20 protein-coding genes and 1 pseudogene are annotated in these 21275 nt (G+C 45.1%); 10 read left to right on the forward strand and 11 right to left on the reverse strand.

Annotated features, from left to right (window positions below):
* Positions 1-75 precede the first annotated feature (75 nt).
* Together IGQ44_09260 and IGQ44_09265 are read right to left on the reverse strand one after the other, a co-directional pair.
* Positions 76-420 carry a hypothetical protein gene (locus IGQ44_09260; GenBank protein HIK38166.1) on the reverse strand — a complete coding sequence of 115 codons (345 nt, stop codon included), beginning with the start codon at positions 418-420 and terminating at the stop codon, positions 76-78.
* Between the two features lie 63 nt (positions 421-483).
* The gene (locus IGQ44_09265; GenBank protein HIK38167.1) at positions 484-840 is read right to left on the reverse strand and encodes an iron-sulfur cluster assembly accessory protein; all 357 of its coding nucleotides are present in this window, start codon (positions 838-840) and stop codon (positions 484-486) included.
* A 326-nt stretch (positions 841-1166) separates the two neighbouring features.
* On the opposite strand from IGQ44_09265, the gene IGQ44_09270 reads away from it, so the two are divergent.
* A complete protein-coding gene (locus IGQ44_09270) occupies positions 1167-1874 on the forward strand; it encodes a PEP-CTERM sorting domain-containing protein (protein HIK38168.1) in 708 nt (235 codons plus the stop codon).
* Positions 1875-2004: 130 nt separating this feature from the next.
* On the opposite strand, the gene IGQ44_09275 is transcribed toward IGQ44_09270, so the two are convergent.
* Entirely contained in the window at positions 2005-2250 is a 246-nt protein-coding gene (locus tag IGQ44_09275; GenBank protein HIK38169.1) for a hypothetical protein, read from the reverse strand.
* Positions 2251-2519: 269 nt separating this feature from the next.
* Between IGQ44_09275 and IGQ44_09280 the strand changes: the two genes are divergently transcribed.
* Complete coding sequence (locus tag IGQ44_09280; GenBank protein HIK38170.1) at positions 2520-2651, forward strand: PEP-CTERM sorting domain-containing protein; 132 nt, start codon at positions 2520-2522, stop codon at positions 2649-2651.
* 7 nt (positions 2652-2658) lie between these two features.
* On the opposite strand, the gene IGQ44_09285 is transcribed toward IGQ44_09280, so the two are convergent.
* The 3 genes from IGQ44_09285 to IGQ44_09295 form a co-directional block, all read right to left on the reverse strand.
* Positions 2659-3633, reverse strand: a complete 975-nt coding sequence (locus tag IGQ44_09285) for a succinylglutamate desuccinylase/aspartoacylase family protein (GenBank protein ID HIK38171.1) — start codon at positions 3631-3633, stop codon at positions 2659-2661.
* Between the two features lie 711 nt (positions 3634-4344).
* Complete coding sequence (locus IGQ44_09290) at positions 4345-4521, reverse strand: hypothetical protein (protein ID HIK38172.1); 177 nt, start codon at positions 4519-4521, stop codon at positions 4345-4347.
* Positions 4522-4599: 78 nt separating this feature from the next.
* Positions 4600-6693 (reverse strand): elongation factor G, encoded by a 2094-nt coding sequence (locus IGQ44_09295; GenBank protein ID HIK38173.1) that lies wholly within the window; start codon positions 6691-6693, stop codon positions 4600-4602.
* 280 nt (positions 6694-6973) lie between these two features.
* On the opposite strand from IGQ44_09295, the pseudogene IGQ44_09300 reads away from it, so the two are divergent.
* Positions 6974-9153 (forward strand): annotated as a pseudogene (locus IGQ44_09300) (heavy metal translocating P-type ATPase).
* On the opposite strand, the gene IGQ44_09305 reads toward IGQ44_09300, so the two are convergent.
* The gene (locus IGQ44_09305) at positions 9147-10406 is read right to left on the reverse strand and encodes an NAD(P)/FAD-dependent oxidoreductase (GenBank protein HIK38174.1); all 1260 of its coding nucleotides are present in this window, start codon (positions 10404-10406) and stop codon (positions 9147-9149) included. The pseudogene IGQ44_09300 and the gene IGQ44_09305 overlap by 7 nt on opposite strands.
* A 317-nt stretch (positions 10407-10723) precedes the next feature.
* Between IGQ44_09305 and IGQ44_09310 the strand changes: the two genes are divergently transcribed.
* Positions 10724-11269: a GNAT family N-acetyltransferase gene (locus IGQ44_09310; protein HIK38175.1), complete on the forward strand. Its 546-nt coding sequence runs from the start codon at positions 10724-10726 to the stop codon at positions 11267-11269.
* Positions 11266-11724, forward strand: coding sequence for a hypothetical protein (locus IGQ44_09315; protein ID HIK38176.1), 459 nt, complete (start codon positions 11266-11268; stop codon positions 11722-11724). The genes IGQ44_09310 and IGQ44_09315 overlap by 4 nt, the downstream gene beginning before the upstream one ends.
* Before the next feature lie 27 nt (positions 11725-11751).
* Here the strand turns inward: IGQ44_09315 and IGQ44_09320 are convergent, their stop codons facing one another.
* The 4 genes from IGQ44_09320 to IGQ44_09335 form a co-directional block, all read right to left on the reverse strand.
* On the reverse strand, positions 11752-12984 hold the full coding sequence (locus IGQ44_09320; GenBank protein ID HIK38177.1) for a pentapeptide repeat-containing protein: 1233 nt from the start codon (positions 12982-12984) through the stop codon (positions 11752-11754).
* 108 nt (positions 12985-13092) lie between these two features.
* The gene (locus IGQ44_09325; protein HIK38178.1) at positions 13093-13548 is read right to left on the reverse strand and encodes an HNH endonuclease; all 456 of its coding nucleotides are present in this window, start codon (positions 13546-13548) and stop codon (positions 13093-13095) included.
* A gap of 861 nt (positions 13549-14409) precedes the next feature.
* Entirely contained in the window at positions 14410-14565 is a 156-nt protein-coding gene (locus tag IGQ44_09330) for a hypothetical protein (protein ID HIK38179.1), read from the reverse strand.
* Positions 14566-14849: 284 nt separating this feature from the next.
* Complete coding sequence (locus IGQ44_09335; protein HIK38180.1) at positions 14850-16559, reverse strand: DUF262 domain-containing protein; 1710 nt, start codon at positions 16557-16559, stop codon at positions 14850-14852.
* Positions 16560-16656: 97 nt separating this feature from the next.
* Here IGQ44_09335 and IGQ44_09340 point away from each other — a divergent pair, with 97 nt between their 5' ends.
* The 5 genes from IGQ44_09340 (at position 16657) to IGQ44_09360 (ending at position 21023) form a co-directional block, all read left to right on the forward strand.
* The gene (locus tag IGQ44_09340) at positions 16657-17793 is read left to right on the forward strand and encodes an anhydro-N-acetylmuramic acid kinase (GenBank protein ID HIK38181.1); all 1137 of its coding nucleotides are present in this window, start codon (positions 16657-16659) and stop codon (positions 17791-17793) included.
* Between the two features lie 140 nt (positions 17794-17933).
* The gene (locus IGQ44_09345; GenBank protein HIK38182.1) at positions 17934-18101 is read left to right on the forward strand and encodes a hypothetical protein; all 168 of its coding nucleotides are present in this window, start codon (positions 17934-17936) and stop codon (positions 18099-18101) included.
* A gap of 236 nt (positions 18102-18337) precedes the next feature.
* Complete coding sequence (locus IGQ44_09350; GenBank protein HIK38183.1) at positions 18338-19168, forward strand: photosystem II manganese-stabilizing polypeptide; 831 nt, start codon at positions 18338-18340, stop codon at positions 19166-19168.
* A gap of 108 nt (positions 19169-19276) precedes the next feature.
* Positions 19277-20185 (forward strand): acetyl-CoA carboxylase, carboxyltransferase subunit beta, encoded by a 909-nt coding sequence (gene accD, locus IGQ44_09355; GenBank protein ID HIK38184.1) that lies wholly within the window; start codon positions 19277-19279, stop codon positions 20183-20185.
* A 91-nt stretch (positions 20186-20276) separates the two neighbouring features.
* Positions 20277-21023 (forward strand): hypothetical protein, encoded by a 747-nt coding sequence (locus tag IGQ44_09360; GenBank protein ID HIK38185.1) that lies wholly within the window; start codon positions 20277-20279, stop codon positions 21021-21023.
* Positions 21024-21275 lie beyond the last annotated feature (252 nt).

Below are 21275 nucleotides of genomic sequence, written 5' to 3' on the forward strand. Positions count from 1 at the left end.
AGGGGGAAAAACCCCGGATGGTTGTTGGTTTATACTTGGCCTACACTGGCAATTATAATTGCAAAACCGGAGCTATTATGATTTTAGTTTAAAAGGTTTTTCCTGCCACTGGATGTGCCATTGTTTGTCATGGAGATATTGGATGAGGACAGTGGCAGTTTTGAGATTACGACAAAACCAATATTGTGTTTCTTTACCCTCAGCGGCAAAGGTGACTTGATACTGATAGGCATGTGCTAGAGTACGCAATAACCCCGGGTATTTTCTTAATTCCCTTTGGATTTCGGTGTGGGAATAGGTGACTAGGGGATGTTTTTGAAAGTGGGGGGGTATTTTTATTTTCCGACGTCGGCCAACGTCGGCAGGGGGGGATGGAGTGGTAGTGCGTTTTGGGGATTTGCGGGGAAAGAGGGGCCACATGGACTCTTGGGAGTGTTATCGTCATTCATATGAGAGTTAATATCTAATACCCACCACCAGAGACTAGGCGGCAAAAGATTTGCCACAACCACAGGTTTGGGTGGCATTGGGGTTAGTGAATTGGAAGCCTCCGCCTATGAGGGCGTCGCTATAGTCCAGTTGTAGCCCGTACAAATACAAAAGGCTCTTGCGATCACAAACTATTTTAAACCCATCATAGTCGAAGACTTCATCGTGTTCAGTGATGTTGTTGGGGGATTCAAAGTCCATCATGTAGGACATACCCGAACATCCCCCTTGTCTTACACCTACTCTCAGACATAGTTCACTGTTTCCTTGTTTTTCTCTCAATGTTAAGAGATGTTTAAGAGCCCTTTCAGTAATGATAATGCCTCTTTTTGGTGTTACTGTTTCTGTCATCTTTGTTCCTAATTCCAAGTGAGGTTATTTCTATTTTAGATTACTCCCCCCCTTCAGGTCACTTATTTTTCCTATCACAAGTTCCCTATTTTTACTTCAGTGTTATTACTTACTACCCTCTAAAAAGCGCATCCGGGAAAACTACGTGTCTTTTTTGAATTTTTATTAAAGATAATGTTAAATATGGGCTATTAAAAAATATTTCAATGAAGATAGTATAAAGGAAAAATCGGAGTCTAAAAAGGGGAAAGAGATTGATCTTTTGGACTATTTGCCCTATAATCAAAAAGTAGGTTACAGGAAAAATTTTAAAGGGAAAAAGGAAAATGAAAAGCGTAAAATTGTCTCTCTGTCTACTACCAGTGACGGCTCTCGTGGCGGCGGCAGGCGTAAGTGTTAATGCGGAGGCGGCTCAAGCAGTCAGTGTAACGGGAGGTCGTCCTAGTAGCAGTATTACCATCAATGGACTAAGCAGTCTCTCCTTTCAGGGGAGTGGGGGCTTGGGCAGAGCCAATGTGTTTCTGAATTTCCGGACAATAGATGGTATAAGTGCCACGGGGATGTTTACAAGTCTGTCACCCAGTTTAAGCAACCTGATAGGCACAAATGATAGTAGTGCGGGGTTTGCCATACGCGATCTAACCTTTACTGCACCGGGGGTAGGCGGCAGTCCCTTTTATACCAATTCTGGTATGACTTCCTTTATAAACTTCGGCACCAGGACATGGAGAGGTTTTACTGGCAACCTTAGTTTTGACTTATCGCCGGCAACTTATACTGTTTTGGCTTCAAGGGGAAGACCTAGTGTGGTATCTTCCAACCCTGAGTTTACAGGCATTTTGAAATTTGGTAGCAGGAGCCTTCCCGCCACAGGCACTCTAACTTCCAGTCGTTCCGGGGACACTTCCAGTTATACTCTCACTCTGGAGGTGGAAGTGCCTGAGCCCGTTACAATTCTGGGTACCGGTTTAGCCCTGGGTTTAGGGGTGTTGTTCAAGCATCAACAGTCAAAAAAACAATTAGTCAGAGGCTAGGTTAGGATTCCTGATTCTGACAGTTGTACCTTCTGCTATGGGGGGTTTAACCCGGTGGATTTTTGTTCTTTTTTTATTTTTTTTTTTAAACTAAATATTTACCGGTGAGAAAAGAGGATTCCTGGAGATTTCAAGGGGGGATATTGTCTCGCCCATTAGAAACAATCGCATTTTCGGCAGGATCCTGATTATAGTTGTTGTAACTGTTGGGGAGGATTATAGAACTGTAAGATTGGAAGGGGAGGGACAAGAAAATGGTAAACATGGGCTGCCAGAAATTGCTACCCTTAGCGGAGGCAGTGGTGATGGGCACTGTTGGTTTTGTGGTAGCCCTGTAACCGTGGATGTTGCCTAGGCGGTTCCCATAAAAAGCCACAGGAGAGGACTTTTCCTTCTACTGGCTTGGTGGTAAAGGCGAAAAAGAGGGGGACAAAACAAGCTCCACCACAGAATTTGGCTCTCTTAGGGGTGGCAGGGGGGATTATGATTTTCTCCCCGATTTGGCCTTGGAGGAAGTATTTTGTAATATTTTTGTAGTAAAAATCCAAGAGGAGATGTTGTGGCTGAGACTCCTACATGCGGAGGGCTGGGAGAAACAGGAAGGGGGAATGTGCTGAAATCTCAAACAATTCTGGATAGCACCACTTGGAATGGGGGCGCGCTAGCACCCACAGTGTGGTGCCTGTGGTAGGGGAAACACGCGAACCTGTTACAATGGCGGGTAAGGGTTTAGCCCTGGGTTTGGGGGTGTTGTTTAAACAACGGCAGTCCGGGTAGGGGGCTGTTAGAGGAGGGCAATGTGAACTAGGGCATCTCCCTGGTTTACAAGGGGGTTTTGCACATGTCCTATGATTATCCCCCTCACAGTGGACTTTACAGCCACAGTCCTATTGCCAAAAGCGTCGGTGATGGTGCCGATGACTTGTTTTTTCTCCACCACTGCCCCCAAATGGCTTCTAAACTGGAACATACCACTATGGGGTGCCCTTAACCATTTGGACTGTTGGATGCGGATGGGGGGGGGTAATTCCTCGTAACAGCAGGGATGTTCATACATGCCGAGAACCCCCATTACTCGGAAGATTCCCCTTATGCCCACGTCAATGGCATAGTCGTCAAAACGGAGTGCTTCTCCGCCTTCGTAGAGGAGAATGGGAATACCCCGACTACTGGCTGCCTGTCGCAGGGAACCGTCTCTGGTATTGGCATGAATCATTACGGGACAGTTGAAGGCCTCGGCTATTTTTAGTGTTTCGGGATCGTCCAGATTTGCCCTTATCTGGGGTAGGTTAATACGATGTATTGCCGCCGTATGTATATCGATACCGTGAGTACACTTGTAAACAATCTCCCGCATGAAGAGATGGGCTAGACGGGAGGCAAGGGAACCATTTTCAGACCCGGGAAAGCAACGGTTTAAGTCTCGTCTGTCGGGCAGGTAGCGGGACTGTTCAATAAAGCCGAAGACATTGACTATGGGCACAGCAATAAGGGTACCCTTTAGATAACGGGGATTTACTTGGTTTACCACCTGTCGGATGATTTCTACGCCGTTGATTTCATCTCCGTGGATGGCGGCACTTATCCACAGCCTAGCACCACTTTCCAAACCGTTTATTACTGTCACTGGTAGACAAATTAGTGTTTGGGTTGGCAATCTTGCCACTGGTATTTCTAGTTGTTTTACTACTCCCGGTGGGATGATTTCTCCTGCAATTTTTATCTGGTGTTCTTTGGTTTTTTCCTCAGTTTTGTCCATTTTTTTGCTTCTATTAACCCCGGTGGGGCTGAAAACTTGCCCGAGAAGCTGATTTGTTATATCTATTCATGTAAATGATAATACTCAATACTACCATTTTGTGGCCAGGATTATTACTCACTGTTGGTGGTGTAATTTTTCTTTCTGGGATTAACATGAAGGGGGGATTTTGAGGCTGTATTGGGGAGTGGGTAGGCATGACAATTTCTCTGGACAAAACCGGCTTAGCCAGTTTAACCAAGTAACCAGTTTAACCAAATAGTCCTATGGGCCTTCCAAGCCTGTAAGGGCGACTAATATTAGGGTACGGGTATAGCATTTTACTCTTAAAACCAACCAACTAACTTAAAACCGACCAATAATGCCATTTTCCGTTATCCCTCTGTCTAACACAGACGTGGGGGATTTCGACTGCCTTTTTTCCACTTCCTTTGACAATCCTTTTTTCTTCCCCTGCTGACTGCACCCCTCTATAAGGAATGCCTGGTAATGAGAATCATTATAACTATATTCAATAAGCTATTGAGATACAGTAGCAATAGAAGCGATTGAGCCGGAGATGTATGACAAGACTATGAGAAAAAATCTCAACAGACTGGCAGACTATTGCAAAGGTAAGAATTTTGTTCGTTAATTTGTTCTTCGCAAAACCGAATGAATCCAGGCACGGGAAAAAGGTTTAACCACATAGTCATCAGCACCCGGTAAAAATTATATATTACGACCAGCTACATAACCCGGAGCAGTCAGCATGATTATGGAAATATAACACTTCTTCCGCAACCCCCGAAACAACCCATAACTAGTCATGGGAAGACGGGTTTCTAGAATCCGACGTATGCTAGCCTCGTTTTCTACTACTAGGATTTTCTCCTTGCGGTTTTCCAACTTTCTCCCCCTCTTAGGGGGTTACAAAAAAAGCCTCCCACTGGGGGAGACAAACAGAAAAGGGGGTGTTTTATTATTCTACTTAGCGAGGGCTAGTTCTCTTTCTTTGGCCTCCCGGATGACCTCTTCGGCTACATTTTTAGGACAGGGGGCATAATGGGAAAATTCCATAGAAAATTGTCCTCTGCCGGAAGTCATGGTGCGCAAGTCGCCGATGTAGCCAAACATCTCACTGAGGGGCGCTTCGGCTTTGATTCTCACGCCAGTGGGGGTGGACATTTGGGATTTGATCATGCCGCGACGACGGTTCAAGTCACCAATGACGTCTCCCACATGGGCTTCTGGGGTGAAGACGTCTACTTTCATAATTGGTTCTAATAGTTGGGGTGCGGCTTTGGGGATGGATTGACGATAGGCGGCACGGGCGGCAATTTCATAGGCGATGGAACTGGAGTCCACAGGGTGATAGGCGCCGTCAGTGAGGATTACTTTGAAGTCCACACAGGGGTAGCCCGCCAATACACCCCTCTCTTTACTAGCCTCAAACCCCTTTTGTACTGCGGGCCAGAACTCCCTAGGTATGTTGCCACCTGTAACACGAGACTCGAACTGGAATCCGGACCCCGGCTCGCCTGGTTCTATGATATAGTCAATGCGGGCAAATTGTCCAGCCCCTCCGGTTTGTTTTTTGTGGGTGTAGCTGTCTTGTACTGCTCTAGTAATGGTCTCCCTGTAGGCTACTTGGGGTTTGCCCACCTCTACCTCTACACCATAGGTGCGTTTGAGGATGTCTACTTTGATTTCTAGGTGTAATTCGCCCATGCCTTTAATGATGGTCTCACCGCTTTCCTGGTCAGTTTCTACCCGGAAGGAGGGATCTTCTTGTACCATTCTGGTGAGGGCGGCGATCATCTTTTCGTTGGCGCCTTTTTGTTTGGGTTTGATAGCCACGGAAATAACTGGATCGGGGAATACCATGGGTTCGAGGGTGGCTGGGGATTCTGGGTCACAGAGGGTGTGGCCGGTTTGGACGTTTTTCAGACCTACCAGGGCTACTATATCCCCTGCCTGGGCTGATTCTATCTCCTGACGCTCATTGGCATGCATTTCCACAATCCGGCCAATGCGTTCAGTCTTGCCAGTAGCAGTGTTAAGGACGGTCATGCCTTTTTCGATGCGGCCGGAGTAAATCCGTATAAAGGTGAGGGCTCCATACCGGTCATCCATAACCTTGAAGGCCAAGGCTCTCAACGGCAGGTTGGGATCAACTATGGCATAGTCTCCCGTTTCATGACCCTCCAAATCGATTATGGGTTGTGGTTTTACCTCATTGGGTGCGGGAAGATAGTCCACCACCCCGTCTAACACCAACTGCACCCCTTTGTTTTTGAAAGAGGAGCCACAGAAGGTGGGGAAGAAGGACATGTTAATAGTGCCCTTGCGGATGCATTTTTTCAGTTCCTCTACGGTGGGTTCCTCCCCTTCTAGGTATTTTTCCAGAATCTCGTCGTCCTGTTCTACCGCAGTTTCTATCAAACGCTCCCGATATTCCTCCACCTGGTCCTTCATATAGTCGGGCACCTCTTCGATGCGGTAGTTCATGGGATCGCCAGAATCGTCCCAAATCCAAGCCTTCCGGGTTAACAGTTCTACTACCCCCTTGAAGTCATTTTCCACCCCGATGGGCAGCACCATTACCAGGGGTTTAGCCCCCAATATTTCCTCGATTTGCTTTACCACCCGGAAGAAGTCTGCCCCCGTTCTATCTAGTTTATTTACATATATAATACGAGCAACCCTGGAATCGTTGGCATAGCGCCAGTTGGTTTCCGACTGAGGTTCAACTCCCCCTGAGCCACAGAAAACGCCAATGCCTCCGTCCAGGACTTTGAGGGAGCGATACACTTCAATGGTAAAATCCACGTGTCCAGGGGTGTCGATGATATTCAGTTGATGCCCCTTCCAGTAACAGGTGGTAGCAGCCGACTGAATGGTGATGCCCCTTTCCCTTTCCTGTTCCATGAAGTCGGTGGTAGCCGCCCCTTCGTGGACCTCTCCCATTTTGTGGATTTTCCCTGTTAATTTCAGGATTCTTTCGGTAGTGGTGGTTTTTCCTGCATCTACGTGGGCAAATATGCCTATGTTCCTATACTTGCTTAGATCTTTGACCATGATAGTGTTTCTTTAGATTACAAAAAAAAAACAAGATCTACCTGTTCTATTCCGAGCATGCCTGGAGGGGCGGTTGTTTTTCTCCCCACAGGAGAGTCTTTGCCAACACTAAAATTCTGATTTCCCCTCTTGTGCCTTGTACGGATTATACGTCATCTTAACAAATTGTAAAAGTCCTTTACCTTAACTTTCCCTCTAAAATGAAATTGACAACCTGTAAAACTTAGTGGTATGAAAATATGGGAAGAATAATACGGGAGGGGTTCAACCCCGGAAGGGGATGGTCTGTGCTTCTTGTGGGGAGATCCTTTCGAGGGCAATAAGTAGGCTGAGGGGGGTAAAGGAGTGCGTGGTGAATTGTGCGTGGGAGATGGCCCTTGTTACCTATGACGCCTCGGTGACGGATTTTAATGCTATTCAGCGGGTGGTAAAAGGGTGGTGGCGGAGGGAGAAACGGGAGTGGATGAGGAGACGATGGGCAAACTAATCGTGGGTGGGGCAATTAGTGTTATTTTGCTTGTTACCTCCCTGCCCATGATGACTGGAATGGGACATGCTTCTGCGGGGTTACGCTGGCTGCAACTGGTTTTGACCACCCCGGTAATGTTTTGGTGTGGCCATTCGTTTTTTGTGGGGGCAATTTCTGGACTTAAACACAGGAGTTTAAACATGAATACCCTCATTGCCCTGGGGACATCTGCAGCCTATCTGTATTCTATGATTGTTACAATAAATCCCCAGTGGTTTGAAAAAGGGGGAGAGGTGTATTACGAGGCGGCGGCCGTGATTATTACCTTTGTACTGTTGGGGAAGTTTCTGGAGGCAAGGGCTAAACAACAAACCGCCTCGGCCATTGAGAAGTTAATGCAGTTGTTGCCGCAAAGGGCCACAGTGATAAGGGGTGGTGAAGAGATAGAAATTCCTGTTGAGCCTTCTCCAGGTGGATGATGTAATTATAGTCCGGCCAGGGGAGAGGATACCCGTAGACGGGGAAATTGTCATGGGATATTCCACCATTGATGAAAGCATGTGGTAGCTGGTGAATCTTTTCCTGTCAAAAAGGGGGTTGGGGATGAGGTAATTGGCGGCACCATCAATCAAACGGGCAGTTTCCGTAGGCGGTTGTACCAGAATAGGGAAGGATACCGTTTTGGCCCAAATCATAGAGTTAGTGAGACTAGCCACGGTTAGTAAAGCTCTTCAGGTGAGAAATTTGCCGATAGGGTTACTGGTTATGAAAGTGCCTGTGGTAATTGCCATTTCCCTCTTCAGCTTTCTGGGATGGTGGCTGTGGGGAGGAGATTTCAATATGGCTTTGATTACCTCCATCAATGTTTTAGTCATCTCCTGTCCTTGTGCCTTGGGATTGGCTACACCCACTTCCATCATGGTGGCTACGGGATTGGCTGCCCAACATGGCATTTTATTCAAGTCTGCCGAGAGTCTAGAGACTGCCAGGATGGTGAAAACTGTCGTCTTTGACAAAACGGGCACTCAGGTGTGGGCAAGCCGGTGTGTACTAATTTTATCACCCTCAGGGGAACAGAAACAGAAAGGCAAATCTTGGAAGTGGCGGCTGCGGTGGAGTCTTTTTCTGAACATCCTCTTGCCAAGGCTATTAGAGAATATGCCCAACAACAAGGGGTAGACATTAACTCCCAAAATGAGCACGTTTCCCAGATTCAGGTTACCCCCGGTGGTGGCATTCAGGCGGTGGTAGGGGGAAAACTGGTACAGCTAGGAAATAAACAGTGGTTGCAAAGTTTGGGAGTTGACACCACGCAGGTGGAAAATATATGTGCCTCCCTGGACAAAACCACTGTCTGGATTGCTGTAGATGAACAAATACAAGCAGTAATGGCCTTTGCCGACGCCCTGAAACCCTCTACCTTTTTGGCAGTTGACCAGTTGCGACAAATGGGACTAGATTTAGTTATACTCTCAGGGGATAACGAGAAAACCACTGCTAGGATTGCCCAATCCCTAGGGATTAGAAGGTATTTTGCCTCCCTGTCGCCCCAGAGGAAAATGGCCAAACTACGGGAAATCCGGCAAAGTCAACCGAGAGGGGGGAAGGTGGCCATGGTGGGGGATGGGATTAACGATGCCCCCTCCCTGGCCCTAGCAGATGTAGGCATAGCCCTAGCCACCGGCACAGAAGTAGCAATGGCCGCCAGCGACATCACCCTTACCCGGGGTGACCTAACTGGCGTGGTATTTGCCATCAAACTGAGTCAGGCCACCATGGAGAATGTCCGTCAAAACCCCTTCTTCGCCTATGCTTACAACCTGATTGCTATTCCCGTGGCTGCCGGTGTCTTCTACCCCTCTTGGGGTATTCTGTTAAACCCAATGATTGCCGGCGCGGCTATGACACTATCTTCCATCTCGGTGGTGACTAATGCCCTGCGTCTACGCCGGGTGGCAGCGGACATATTCTGTTGCCCAAATGCCTACTGAGAAACCTGGGTGGCAGATACTGCCTGATTTTTGGGCAATAGGAAACGCCACATGTCTGGCTCAAAGGGTTCCCCCTTTAGCATCCTGTTCCAGTACAACCAGGGTAGGACATATTTTTTCACCAGCCACATGCTATATCTTTCCTTGGTAGGATCGAGGGGGAAACTGGGTAGGGGTTGCTTGTTATAGTCGAACTCTGCAAGGATAACCCTGCCATAGCCGGTAATCAGTGGGCAACAGGCATAGCCATTGTATGTTTCTGTGGGGGCTTTCTTTTCCATGAGGGCTAATATATTGGCCACCACCACGGGTGCTTCTTTGCGGATGGCGGCTGCTGTTTTCGAGGTGGGTAGGGAGGAGGAGTCTCCCAGACTAAACACGTTCTTATATTTCTTGTGCTGACAAGTGTATTGATCCACATCCACCCATCCCTGTTCATTGGCCAGAGGACTTTGTTTGATGAAATCGTAGGTAGTCATAGGGGGGGCGACGTGAATCATGTCATAGTTGAGGGTAACAGTTTGCCCGTCAGTAGTGGCGAAAACCGCTTCTTTCTTGTCGCCTCGGATTTCTATCAGGTTGTAGCCGTATCTGACCTCGATTTGTTTACGTTCTACTACTCTTTCTAGGGGGGCATTGTAGGCAGGAACCCCAAACATTTTCCCCATGGCGTTGGCGTAGATGATGTGGGTTTTCTCTCTGACGCCATTTTTCCGGAAGATGTCGTCTGCCATGTACATGATTTTTTGGGGAGCCCCCGGGCATTTGATGGCACCCGCTGGGAAGGTGAAGATAGCTGTACCCCCCTTAAAATTATTAATCAGCTCCCAGGTATAAGGGGCTGTATCCTTGGTATAATTGGTGGTGACCCCGTTTTTGCCTAAACACTCTTTTAACCCCTTGATTTTGTCCCAATCTATGGTGATCCCGGGGCATACTACCAGATAGTCGTAGGTGAACACGTCTCCTTTTTGTACAGTCACCTGATTGTTGTCCGGGTCAATTTTCACGGCGTAGTCCTTTATCCAAGTCACCCCCTTGGGGAGCACACTGGCTTCTGGCCTGGCAGTTTTTTCCACCCTATATTGTCCCCCCCCTACTAAGGTCCATGCCGGCTGATAGTAGTGTGTTTCTGAAGGCTCTATGATGGCTAGTTCCACAGAGGGTTTTTTCTTTTTCATTTGGGCGGCCACGGTAATTCCAGCGGCGCCTCCCCCAATTATTAATATCTGATAGTGATTTTTTTCGCTCATCTTTTCCCCTGTTTTTTTTCTATACTTTTATGTTTCTTTGTTCCGTCGTCTATTGCTGAAAAATTTCCCTCTTTTTTGTCCTTATTTTAGCCCATTTCAGCTCTCCTTCCCGTATTTTCTTAATATTTATTTAATAATAAATTTTTAACCAATTAGCAATATAACGATTTAAAGAAGAAAGGAAAATGTAAGAAAAACGGAGAGGGGAGGTTGATGAGAGGTCCATTGATTGTAGAATGGAGACAATGGGAGGTATTGTATATTTCCCCTCCATGGGTAACAGTAGTAGGCCAACCTTGCAATCCCACAACTTTCCGGTGTCTAATCCTTCTCTAGCCCGTACTGTTTGCCGTAGGGCGGTTTTGGGGGATATAAATGATATAGCAGAAGTGTTGACTCTTTGTTTTAATCAGTTTAATAAATTCACCTTTTGGATATACCCCTTGGTGAAAATGGCAGTAGCCCAGGATTTGCGCCAACGTCTACAACAGGAGGATGCGGATTATTTTTGTCTGGTTGCCGTCTATAAACAGAGGGAATCTGAGGAGATAGTGGGCACTGTAGAATTATCATTTCGTAGGGGTTTTCCCTGGCTAAAGCCCAATCGTTATGCCTATGTGGCTAACTTGGCAGTAAAAGAAAAATACCGTCGTCGGGGAATTGCCACCTGTCTATTGTTAAAATGTGAGGAAATCGCCAAGGCAAACAACTACGGCTGTATTTACCTTCATGTTTTAGCCAGCAATCAAGGGGCGCAGAAACTGTATCTGGGCAACGGCTATACTATTCATCGAGTGGAAACAGATTTATTGAGCTTATTTGTTCCCGGTAAAAGACGTCTACTATTGATGAAAACCCTATGAATCTTGAGGCCCAGGATTCCATTTCTGAGGAGTATGCTTTGGAGCAATTTTTGCGAGAAAAGAGTCTGTTGGTAGTTAATCCAAAAAGGAAAAATGGGATCATTTTAATAAAAAAATACTATGCCGAATTTGCCGGGCCAGGGGCCGTCATTGGGGGGTGTTTTGACCAAGACGTGTGTGATGCTATTGCCTTGGGGAAATTGTCGTTACTAAAACCAAAAAACTATGAGGAAAGACGTCGTGCCTATTTGTTAAGAAGACAATGGGTAAGGTTAATGAAACAAATCACCGACAATCCCATCCCTCGGCAAAGGGCACAAATTATCCTAAATCAGTTTGAGCATTGGTTTGACAGGGAAACAGCCGCCAAAATTCCCGATGAGGTGTTTGCGTTGATGGTGGGTGTCTTTCCGGAAACCATTGCTGGCGCCAGGGATATAGTAAATCGTTTTTGATGCTATTCCACGCCCATATACTCCGGTTTAACTGTTTTCATCAGTGGAGATGGGGGAGTTTTGTTTCTTTCTTTCCATCTCTTTCTCTTTCTCCTTCTGACGGTATTCTTTTAACAAGTCTGGTATGCCTGCACACCCCCCTGGTATAGTAGAGCGAGTGTATTCACCCCCCCAGCAACAACAATAGTAACGGTTTTCTTCACTCAAGTTTTTAACACCAGTAAAATTGGCCCTTTCTACCACTGCACCAGTATATTCCCCCGTCTTATAGTTAGGTTTTTCTGTGCGACTGCGGGGAGTGGCGGTGCGCACATCACCATAGAATAGTCTTACCCCCTTCAAGTTAGCCTCCGTCAGATTTGCCTCGTAGAGGATAGTGCGGGAAAGATTGCTTTTTGCCAAATCGCACTTACTTAAGTCCGCCCTAACCATATTAGCATCACTCAGATCTATCCAACGCAAATCTTGCCCCTTCAAATTACAACCTGCCAGTGACACCCCCAAATTGATTACTCGCATACCGTTTTCCCTGTCTTCCTCATAGCCTCCCTTACCGTCTAGGATGGGCCTCCCTAGGTGACTGTCTCGTTTTAAGGGGGTGATAAGACGGGAACGAGAGAGAAACCGTAGTATTTTAGCTTTCCCCGATGCGTCAACACTACTGAGAATGGCAGCAGTACGACCTTCTGCAATAGCCCTTTCCTGCGGCCAATCTTCTAGCAACCCATCCGGTCCCAGTACTAAGTCTGAAATTCCTTGGAAGTACGCATCAATGGTTTGTTGCTGGGTTATGCGATTTTGTTGTATAGTTAAATCCCTAGATATTACATACTGTTGCCATGCTACATAGACAGCTAAAATGGCGATCATAATTTGTCCTAGGGCCCCCACCCATTCCGCCCAGGAGCCAAATTCGTCATACTTGAATTGGGTCAACCAGCGGTTTATTTGCTCGTATACCCCTATATACTTAAAAATCACAAGAATGGCTATCAGTAAGCCGATGAAACCGATAAGGGTTTGTCTCTCTTGGGGGGTGAGGAAAGTCCTAATCCATTCCGTTACTGGGGGGATGACTTGAATCAGGGAGAAGCAAAGGGTTAAGACTGCACCAGTAAATCCCAACCAGTGTACATTAGAGAAAACACCAAACAGTGCTGCCGCCAGAGAGATGAAAATCAGGCTGGAGTAGGATTTTTTCTCCCTCTTTATGTAGGTTAATTGTTTTGGCGGGATTTTTATATCCTGCAATTCTTCCATGCTTCTCACTGTCTGAGTGTTTGTACTTAATCCATTTTATCTCTTTTTCCCCATGTTCCTCATCCCCGCCATTTCCCAAAAATCATAGTGACTGTTGTTTTTATTATCCTATTTTTTTCTAATATCCGGCCAAATTTCCGGAAAAGTGTCTGCCAAATATTCTGCCTTTTCTTTGAGTTCCTCCTCCCGCCACTCTGTCAGTCCCTTCAGACTTTTATTCAACTCCAAATCCTCCCCACTTGTTATATTATCCCTACTCTTGCAAAACGGGCTGATTCCTCGATGTTGTTTTTGTTGTTTACTTCCCTTTTTCTTGTTGCTAATTACTAGGGTTAAATTGGCCAAGCAATCTACCCATCTTTCATGGAATATGTTCCAATTACCTCCCAAATGTTCTTTCCACCACTTGTCTAATTTCTCCGGCATTATATGTTCAACTTCTAGGCTATTGAAATTGAGTTCTTTGCCGACGTTGTGTTCTTCTATGGACCCCAATATTAATCTAACTGCCTTCCTTTTGTTGCTGGAGTATACTGGCTTGGCGATTATACTTTCTCTAAACATTGTCCTTGGGATATCTCCCTTTTTCTATTACTAATCCCCTTATGAGTTCCCTTGCCCTATCCTACACAGATTTTCCTTCTACTTTCTCTTTTATTTCGCTGCATAATGAGGCGAAAACTCTGGCAAATCTCTGGTGTCTAACCTACATACAAAACGTCTTACCAAGAAATTTTCAACGGTTTTAAGGAGCTTAACAAAATCCTCCTCACTAATCATCTTCGGTTCGGAATGCCAATAATCATAACATTTCAGTAGAAGCACATAAACGCTGTTGATGCCCGGTCTTTTTATTCTTTCCATACACCTAGATATTTTCTTGTTTTTCTCTTTCTACGGGAGGAAAGTGTGATAGTATTCTGAATACTTAGACAAGGATTCTATGTATTCCACCACGCCCATTTTTGCCTTCTCCTTTGTCTTGATATAGAGCTCATTTTCCCCGATGGGATCTCCTTCTTTCATCAGATAAAAGCGTAAAAACTACCCCAATTTTTCTCCTTTTCCCTCCATGTCAAGCTAGTGTTTTTTGTAGATTTCATCCGCCTCCCTCTCATTCTTTATCCCAACAAACAGTTACGAATGAGATCGGCTTTGCCCAGATGTAGTCCCTTCAAGTATAGAACAGGGGTTGTCCTTTTCTCCTATCTGAATAGAAACAATTTTAAACCGGTGTAGGAGAGTCTTCTTTATTTGTTCCAGTTTAGTTTTATCATGTTCTTTTGTCCTTTGCTTGTAGAAGTTGTAGCACTTTGATATTTTCTCATTCTCCCCTGTTTCTCTACCAACTCCTACATCTATAATCGTCTCAAAGTATTCTTTATCCCTCTTAGATGGTTTTATTTTGTAGTATGATTCTCCGCCTTATTCCCCATGACGATTAACCAGGTAATCCCCTTTAATTCCCCCAGCCAATTTACTGCCCGAATCCAACTGTTTTGCCCTTTTGGCAATGGCAGCCAGGAAAATAGAAACAGTCATCAGCCTTTGTTGTCCGTAAACTATGTGATATTGAGCCATTTATTTCGAATGACTATTGTTATCTTCTTCAACAACTATTGTCCCGAAAAAATGTTTGTATTCTTCGTCTTTTTGTTACAATAAATACTCAACATCTTCCCAGCTACAATGACGTTGGTACCTTGGGACAATATACTGTTTTTTCCCCTCTATGAATTTTACTAGTGTATAGTCCACTGCCTGCATTCTTTCTTCCCACTCCACCACTCCGCTAGTGCCATTGTAGCATCAATCTTCTTCTCCGTAAACCCGTTATAATACAGTTCCTAGGTACCTCCTTTGTCTCAATCGTTGTTATTTTTCCTTCTGAAATCTGGCCAAATTTCCAGACAAATATCTGCCAAATATTCCGCCCTTTCTTTGAGCTCCTTATCCCCCCACTCTGTTATATTTTTGAAGTAGCGATTTAACTGCAATTTGCTTTCAGTGATGCATTTTTTTCTGTCTGCGAAGGGGCTAAGTTTTAGTCCTATGTTATCCTCTAATATAGTCAGATTTCCTAGGGAATTAATCCAAACCCTAACCCTATCCAGCTCATTTTGTCCTAAATAATCTCGCCACCAGTCATCTGGTTTTTCCGGGACTATATGTTCTACTCTTAGGTTATCAAATTTGATTGTTATTTCGGGGTTGATATACTCTTCTATGGATGCCAGTATTAGCATAACTGTATCTTTCTTATTGTGTTTATATATCCCCCTCCCATACAAACTTTCTCTGAAGGAAGCATCAGTGGGGTATTTCCTTTCACTAAATTTGTCTATCAACAGTTTCAACAACACCCCTCCGCCTAGCTGATTCTCCTCTACCATTGTGTTAATTTGTTTACATGTTGAGGGAAACAAATCTGACAATTCCCTTGTATCGATTTGGCATACAAAGCGTCTAATGAGGAAGTTTTCTAGAAGCTGGCAAACTTTAACAAATTCTTCTTTGCCTATTAATCCCTTCTGCCTATAATCATAACAGTTTAACAGGAGAGAGTAAACACTACTGATCCTCAACTTTCCTATTCTTTCTAGGCAGCGGGAAATCTCTTTATCATCCTCTTCGTTTGGAGTTATAAATTTTCTATAATATTCGGCAAATCTATAAATTTCTTCTATGTATAACCTAACCCCCTCTTCTTGACATTTTCTCTTGTGTACCTGGGATTTTACTTGAAAGTAGAATTCGTTTCTTTTTGTCTGTAGTCCCTGTTTTGTGAGGAATAGACGAAGAAAATCTGTAAGTTCATCCCTGATTTCGTACTCTATTTTACTCCAATATTTGTCATAGACTATTTCTGCTTCCTCCTCTGGTATTTCCATCAATAAATAGTTGCGGATCAAATCAGCTTGACTTAGGGGTTGCCCCTTGGCATTTAGACTTTCAAATATAAGATACGGATTATCTTGAGCTCCCAGGGATATACTGATAATTTTAAAGTTAACCAGTAGGGTACTTGTCAATTCTTTTAGCTCCTCTTCCGTCAGGCAATGTTCTCCTATTTTTGCCCTAAAAAAGTGATAGGCTTTGTATATATGAGAGTATTTTTTGAATTTTTTGATTCCTCCAACTACAGTATAGAAACAGCTACGGTCCACCCTAGAAGGTCTTATTTTATAATAGTCATCGCTGCGGTTAGCCTCATGACGATTGATAAGGTATTCCTCATGGATTTCTTGAGCCAATCCACTATCGCGTTTCAACTCCCTTGCCCTATCCCTAATGGCAGATAGGAGAATTTGAACAGTAATTAGTCTCTGTTGTCCATCTATTAGAATAAATTTACTTAGCCTATTATTGGCTTCTTGCTGATTTTTCTGCGCTGCGGTAACAATAGATCCAAAAAAATGAGGGTATTTCCCTTCACTCAGGTAGCATTCGAAAACATCATCCCATAGTTGTTGCCACTGTTTTTTTTCCCAACTATATGGCCGCTGGAAAACCGGCACAATATACTGTTTTTTCCCCTCGATAAATCCTCTTATTTTCTCCTCGCAAGCCTGCATTTTCTTCTCAAGAAGTATTGGCTCGTAAAAATTATATCACCGTCTTGTGGTAATAGAGATGATCAGGTAAATAATGCAACTGAATACAACCGTAAAAATGAAGGTAATAGGATTAATGAGTGGCACTTCCGTAGATGGCATTGATGCGGCATTGGTGGATATAGAAGGAGAGGGTTTGGAGATACAAGTGAAGTTATTAGCAGGACAAACCTTCCCCTATAAGACATCTGTGAGAGAAGAGATTTTAGCAGTGTGTGGGGGTAAGCGTCTATCCGTAGAGGAGTTGGCCCGCTTGGATTATACCATAGCTGAGGAATTTGCCAGGGCCGCCCTCAATATAATTCCAGTTAACACAAAGGTAGACCTGATAGGCTCCCATGGACAAACAGTATACCACCAACCACCCAAGAGAAATCAATTGGGGTATAGTTTACAGTTGGGGAGGGGAGATGTGATTGCCCGTTTGACAGGTATAGACACGGTGAGCAATTTCAGGGTAGCAGACATAGCTCAGGGAGGACAAGGGGCCCCTTTAGTGGCTAAGATAGATGTTTGTTTTTATCGTCACCCTCACCGTCATCGTTGTCTGCAAAATATCGGTGGTATTGGCAATGTTACCTATCTCCCTCCCACTAGCCTTTTCCATTGGCAAGAAAAAATCCTTGGTTTTGATACTGGCCCTGGAAATGTTTTAATAGACCTAGCGGTACAACAGCTGACTAATAATCAACTTCATTTTGACTTAAACGGGGAATGGAGTCGTCAAGGAAAGCCTTGTGAGGCTTTGGTCAAAAAGTGGCTAAAACAGGAATTTTTCCGCCGAAAACCGCCAAAATCTACTGGTAGAGAACTTTTTGGGTTGGAATACCTACGTCAGTGTCGTCTGGATGCCGACAAGTATAATCTTTCCCCTGCTGACTTCCTGGCTACCCTAACGGAATTGACTGCCGCCTCTATTGCCGAAAGTTATCGTCGTTTTTTGCCCTCTCTACCCCAGGATGTCATTCTAGCCGGTGGTGGTGCCCGAAATCTGTATTTGCGAGAAAGACTACAATATCATCTCCCCCAGTGTCGTTTGCTGACAAGTGATGATTTTGGCATTAACAGTGAATTTAAGGAAGCCATTGCCTTTGCCATCCTTGCCTATTGGCATCTTCAGAATTATCCTGGCAATTTGCCTCAGGTTACTGGCGCCAAGAGGGAAGTAGTACTGGGACAACTATATCGAAATTAAATGAAAACTGGCTTAATTTTGGGTATAAAACGGAAATTGTTAAAAAATGTGGCTAAATATTAATAATTCTAAAGAAAGGTATTTTGGCCGAAAAAAAGATGTTAATTTGAAATGTAACTGATATAGCAAACAAGGGAAATATGTATAGGGAAAAAGACTTAGTCAGTGCAGCATTGACAGCGGCTATCGGTGCAGGTATTGTGACTTCCTATGCCGTGGGCCAGGGTCAAAATCCACTAGTCGCCCTTGCAATTACCATCTTTTCCGCCCTTCTGGCCGTTATCATCTACCAAGCTGACCTTATTTGAGGCTACTGGCAAATTGTAACAGATTATTAATTAGTGCAAAGAAAAATAAAGAGAATAGGGGCATGGGGCGGGGGTTGAAAAATAGAGTTTGGGGGGAGGGGAAAAAATGGTATAGAAGTACTCCTGATTTGATAAAGTAGATCACGATAAATGGAAACCGACTAACTAATAACAGGGGAGAGAATATTAACCCTTTTGAAAAAGTTTAAAGAAAATTGAAAAAGAGAGGTTAATTTATGAGAGTACGTGGCCTTTTAGTGGCTTTTCTTATCTTCTGCCTGGGGTTTTTAAATGCCTGTAGCGAAAAGGCAGTACAGGCAAAGGACCCTCGTCAACTCACCTATGATGAAATTCTGGGCACGGGATTAGCCAACAAGTGTCCGGAAATATCAGAGTACACACGGGGGAGTATACCGATTTCGCCAGACAAGCCGCTGCAGGTAGTAGACATGTGTTTGGAACCTCAGGAGTTTTTTGTCAAGGAGGAGGGCACCAAGAGACAAGAGGGAGAATTTGTCAAGGGCAAACTGCTAACTAGACAGACTACCAGTTTAACGGAAATGCGGGGCACCCTGACATTGGATGAGAATGGAGTATTAACCCTCACAGAGGAAGACGGGATTGACTTCCAACTGGTGACTGTACAACTGCCGGGTGGCGAACAGGTGCCCTTTATGTTTACCATTAAGAAACTGGTGGCCCAGAGTGAACCAGGCTTCACGGCAGTCAACACCTCCGCCGACTTCACTGGCAAATTCAAGGTGCCCCCCTACCGTGGCGCCTCCTTCTTAGATCCCCGTGCCCGTGGCCTCAGTAGCGGTTATGATAGTGCTGTGGGCTTACCCGCCGCCGCCGATAAGGAAGAGTACATGCGTGGCAACATCAAACTAGCTGAGGTAAGAGAAGGACAGATTTCCCTCAAAATCACCAAGGTGGATGGGGAAACAGGGGAAATCGGCGGTGTGTTTGAAAGTGAACAGCCTTCCTCCACAGACCTAGGTGCGGAGGAACCAAAGGATGTTAAAATTCGTGGTGTCTTCTATGCCCGTTTAGAACCTCAAGTTTAACCAGCTTGACCTTTAGGGAGGGGGATTTTTTCCTAGTCCTCCTCTTACTTGTCGGCAATGGTGTTAGAATTGAGGATTTAGCAGTAGCTCAACGGAAATACTAGACAAATGTCTTTACTGGACTGGTTTGACAACTTACGTAGGTCGAAACCGAGAATAAATCCCCCCCCCAGAGAGATTGCCGACGGTTTATGGACTAAGTGTCCAGAATGTGGTGCCCTCTCCTACACCAAGGATTTAAAGGCCAATTGTATGGTGTGTTTGGAATGTGGCCACCATCTGTTAGTGCCTAGTGAAGAAAGAATTGCCCAACTGATAGATGCAAAGACATGGAAGCCTTTAAATGAGCACATTCTGCCCACTGATCCCCTTAAATTTTATGATCGCAAGAGCTACGCTGAAAGACTAAAAGAATCACAGGCGAAAACCTCCCTCACAGACGCGGTACAAACCGGTGTGGGCTTGATAGACGGATTGCCCGTAGCCCTAGGGGTGATGGATTTCCGTTTTATGGGAGGCAGTATGGGCTCAGTGGTAGGGGAGAAACTCACCCGTTTGATTGAATATGCTACTGCCAATAGTCTCCCTCTGGTGATTGTCTGTGCCTCTGGTGGGGCCAGGATGCAAGAGGGTATGCTCAGTTTGATGCAAATGGCTAAGATTTCTGGCGCGCTACAAAGACACCACGAAAATAATCTCCTATATATATCGGTATTAACTCATCCTACAACTGGGGGAGTGACAGCAAGTTTTGCCATGCTGGGAGACTTGATTCTGGCAGAACCCAGGGCAACTATAGGTTTTGCAGGCAGAAGGGTTATTGAACAGACTTTGAGAGAAAAATTGCCAGAAGGTTTTCAGACTTCCGAGTATCTTTTAAAACACGGGTTTATAGATGCTATTGTACCCCGGCCCCAGTTAAAGAAAACCCTGGCTCAGCTAATCAGCTTACATCAGCCATTTTATCCCATTGGCAACCACAACCATCACCGGCCTTCACAGCCTCAACCCTGTTAGTCGGGGGGTGTTGCCCAGAAGAATTAATGTTTGTCCTAGGCGAAAATTTGAGTTAATCTAGTGGTGCAGTATTAGGCACATCCTATACCCTATGGACAAAACCACTCCTATCCCCCCACAAACCTCTACCACTGCCATCTCTGACATAGAGGAATTGACTATTACTCTTGCCATCAGAAACTTTAATCCCACCCTTCTTAGTTATGAATTACTTACCATGAGTGGCATTGTCCCCACCACCTGGGAATTGGCAAATCAGCCTGTTGTCAACCCCAGGATTTCCCAAGTTAGTTTCAAGAATGGCGTTAATATTGTCGCTCAGGGTAATACTATCAGTTTTCTTGAAGCGGTGGCCAATAAACCACTAGGTCAGCTACAATTTGCCCAGGTGGCTCTACAATACATAGACAAGATGTCAAATGCCGAATATCAGGCAATTAGTTTTACCCCCCGATTGGTTATTCCCCTCTCTGCCGTTGATGAGGATGCCGGTAAGGACTTTATCAATCAGACTTTCCTCAATACCGGCCCCTGGCAACACTTCGGTCATACCACCCCTCAAACCGCCCTCAGTCTCTTCTACGAGTTGGACAACTGCCGTTTCTCCCTCAACATCAACCCTGCCCGTCTCCAACAACCTGATAATTCTTTTGTTTCTGCCGTTTTATTTGTTGGTAGCTTCAATTATCCTCTCCCTTCCAACACTTCTGACATCCTCTCTCAATTGAGACTCTGTGTCAACTCCTGGCCCCAAGACTTACACACTTTCCATGACTTCGTCTATCAAAAGATTCTCCAACGAGCCATCCCCCCTCGGGAAACTTTATTTAACTTATAATACCCCCTCTCACGGCTCACCAGTTGACAATTTTTATTGTTAAAATTTGGCGCGGCCCCGGGTCCATCCTCCCCCCCCCGCCTCCCCTTTGTCAAGGGAGTCAGGGAAAAATTGGAAGGTGAAAACTGGAGAAGAAAAAGAGACGGAAATCAGTAAGTTTATAGTTCGGTTATAACACTCCACAACGGAGTAGAAAAAGTTAGGATGGATGTGGTATATAGAGTAGGGCCGTGATCTTGGAAGGTAAAAAAA

The organism is Geminocystis sp. M7585_C2015_104 (genome assembly GCA_015295805.1).
GTDB lineage: Bacteria > Cyanobacteriota > Cyanobacteriia > Cyanobacteriales > Cyanobacteriaceae > DVEF01.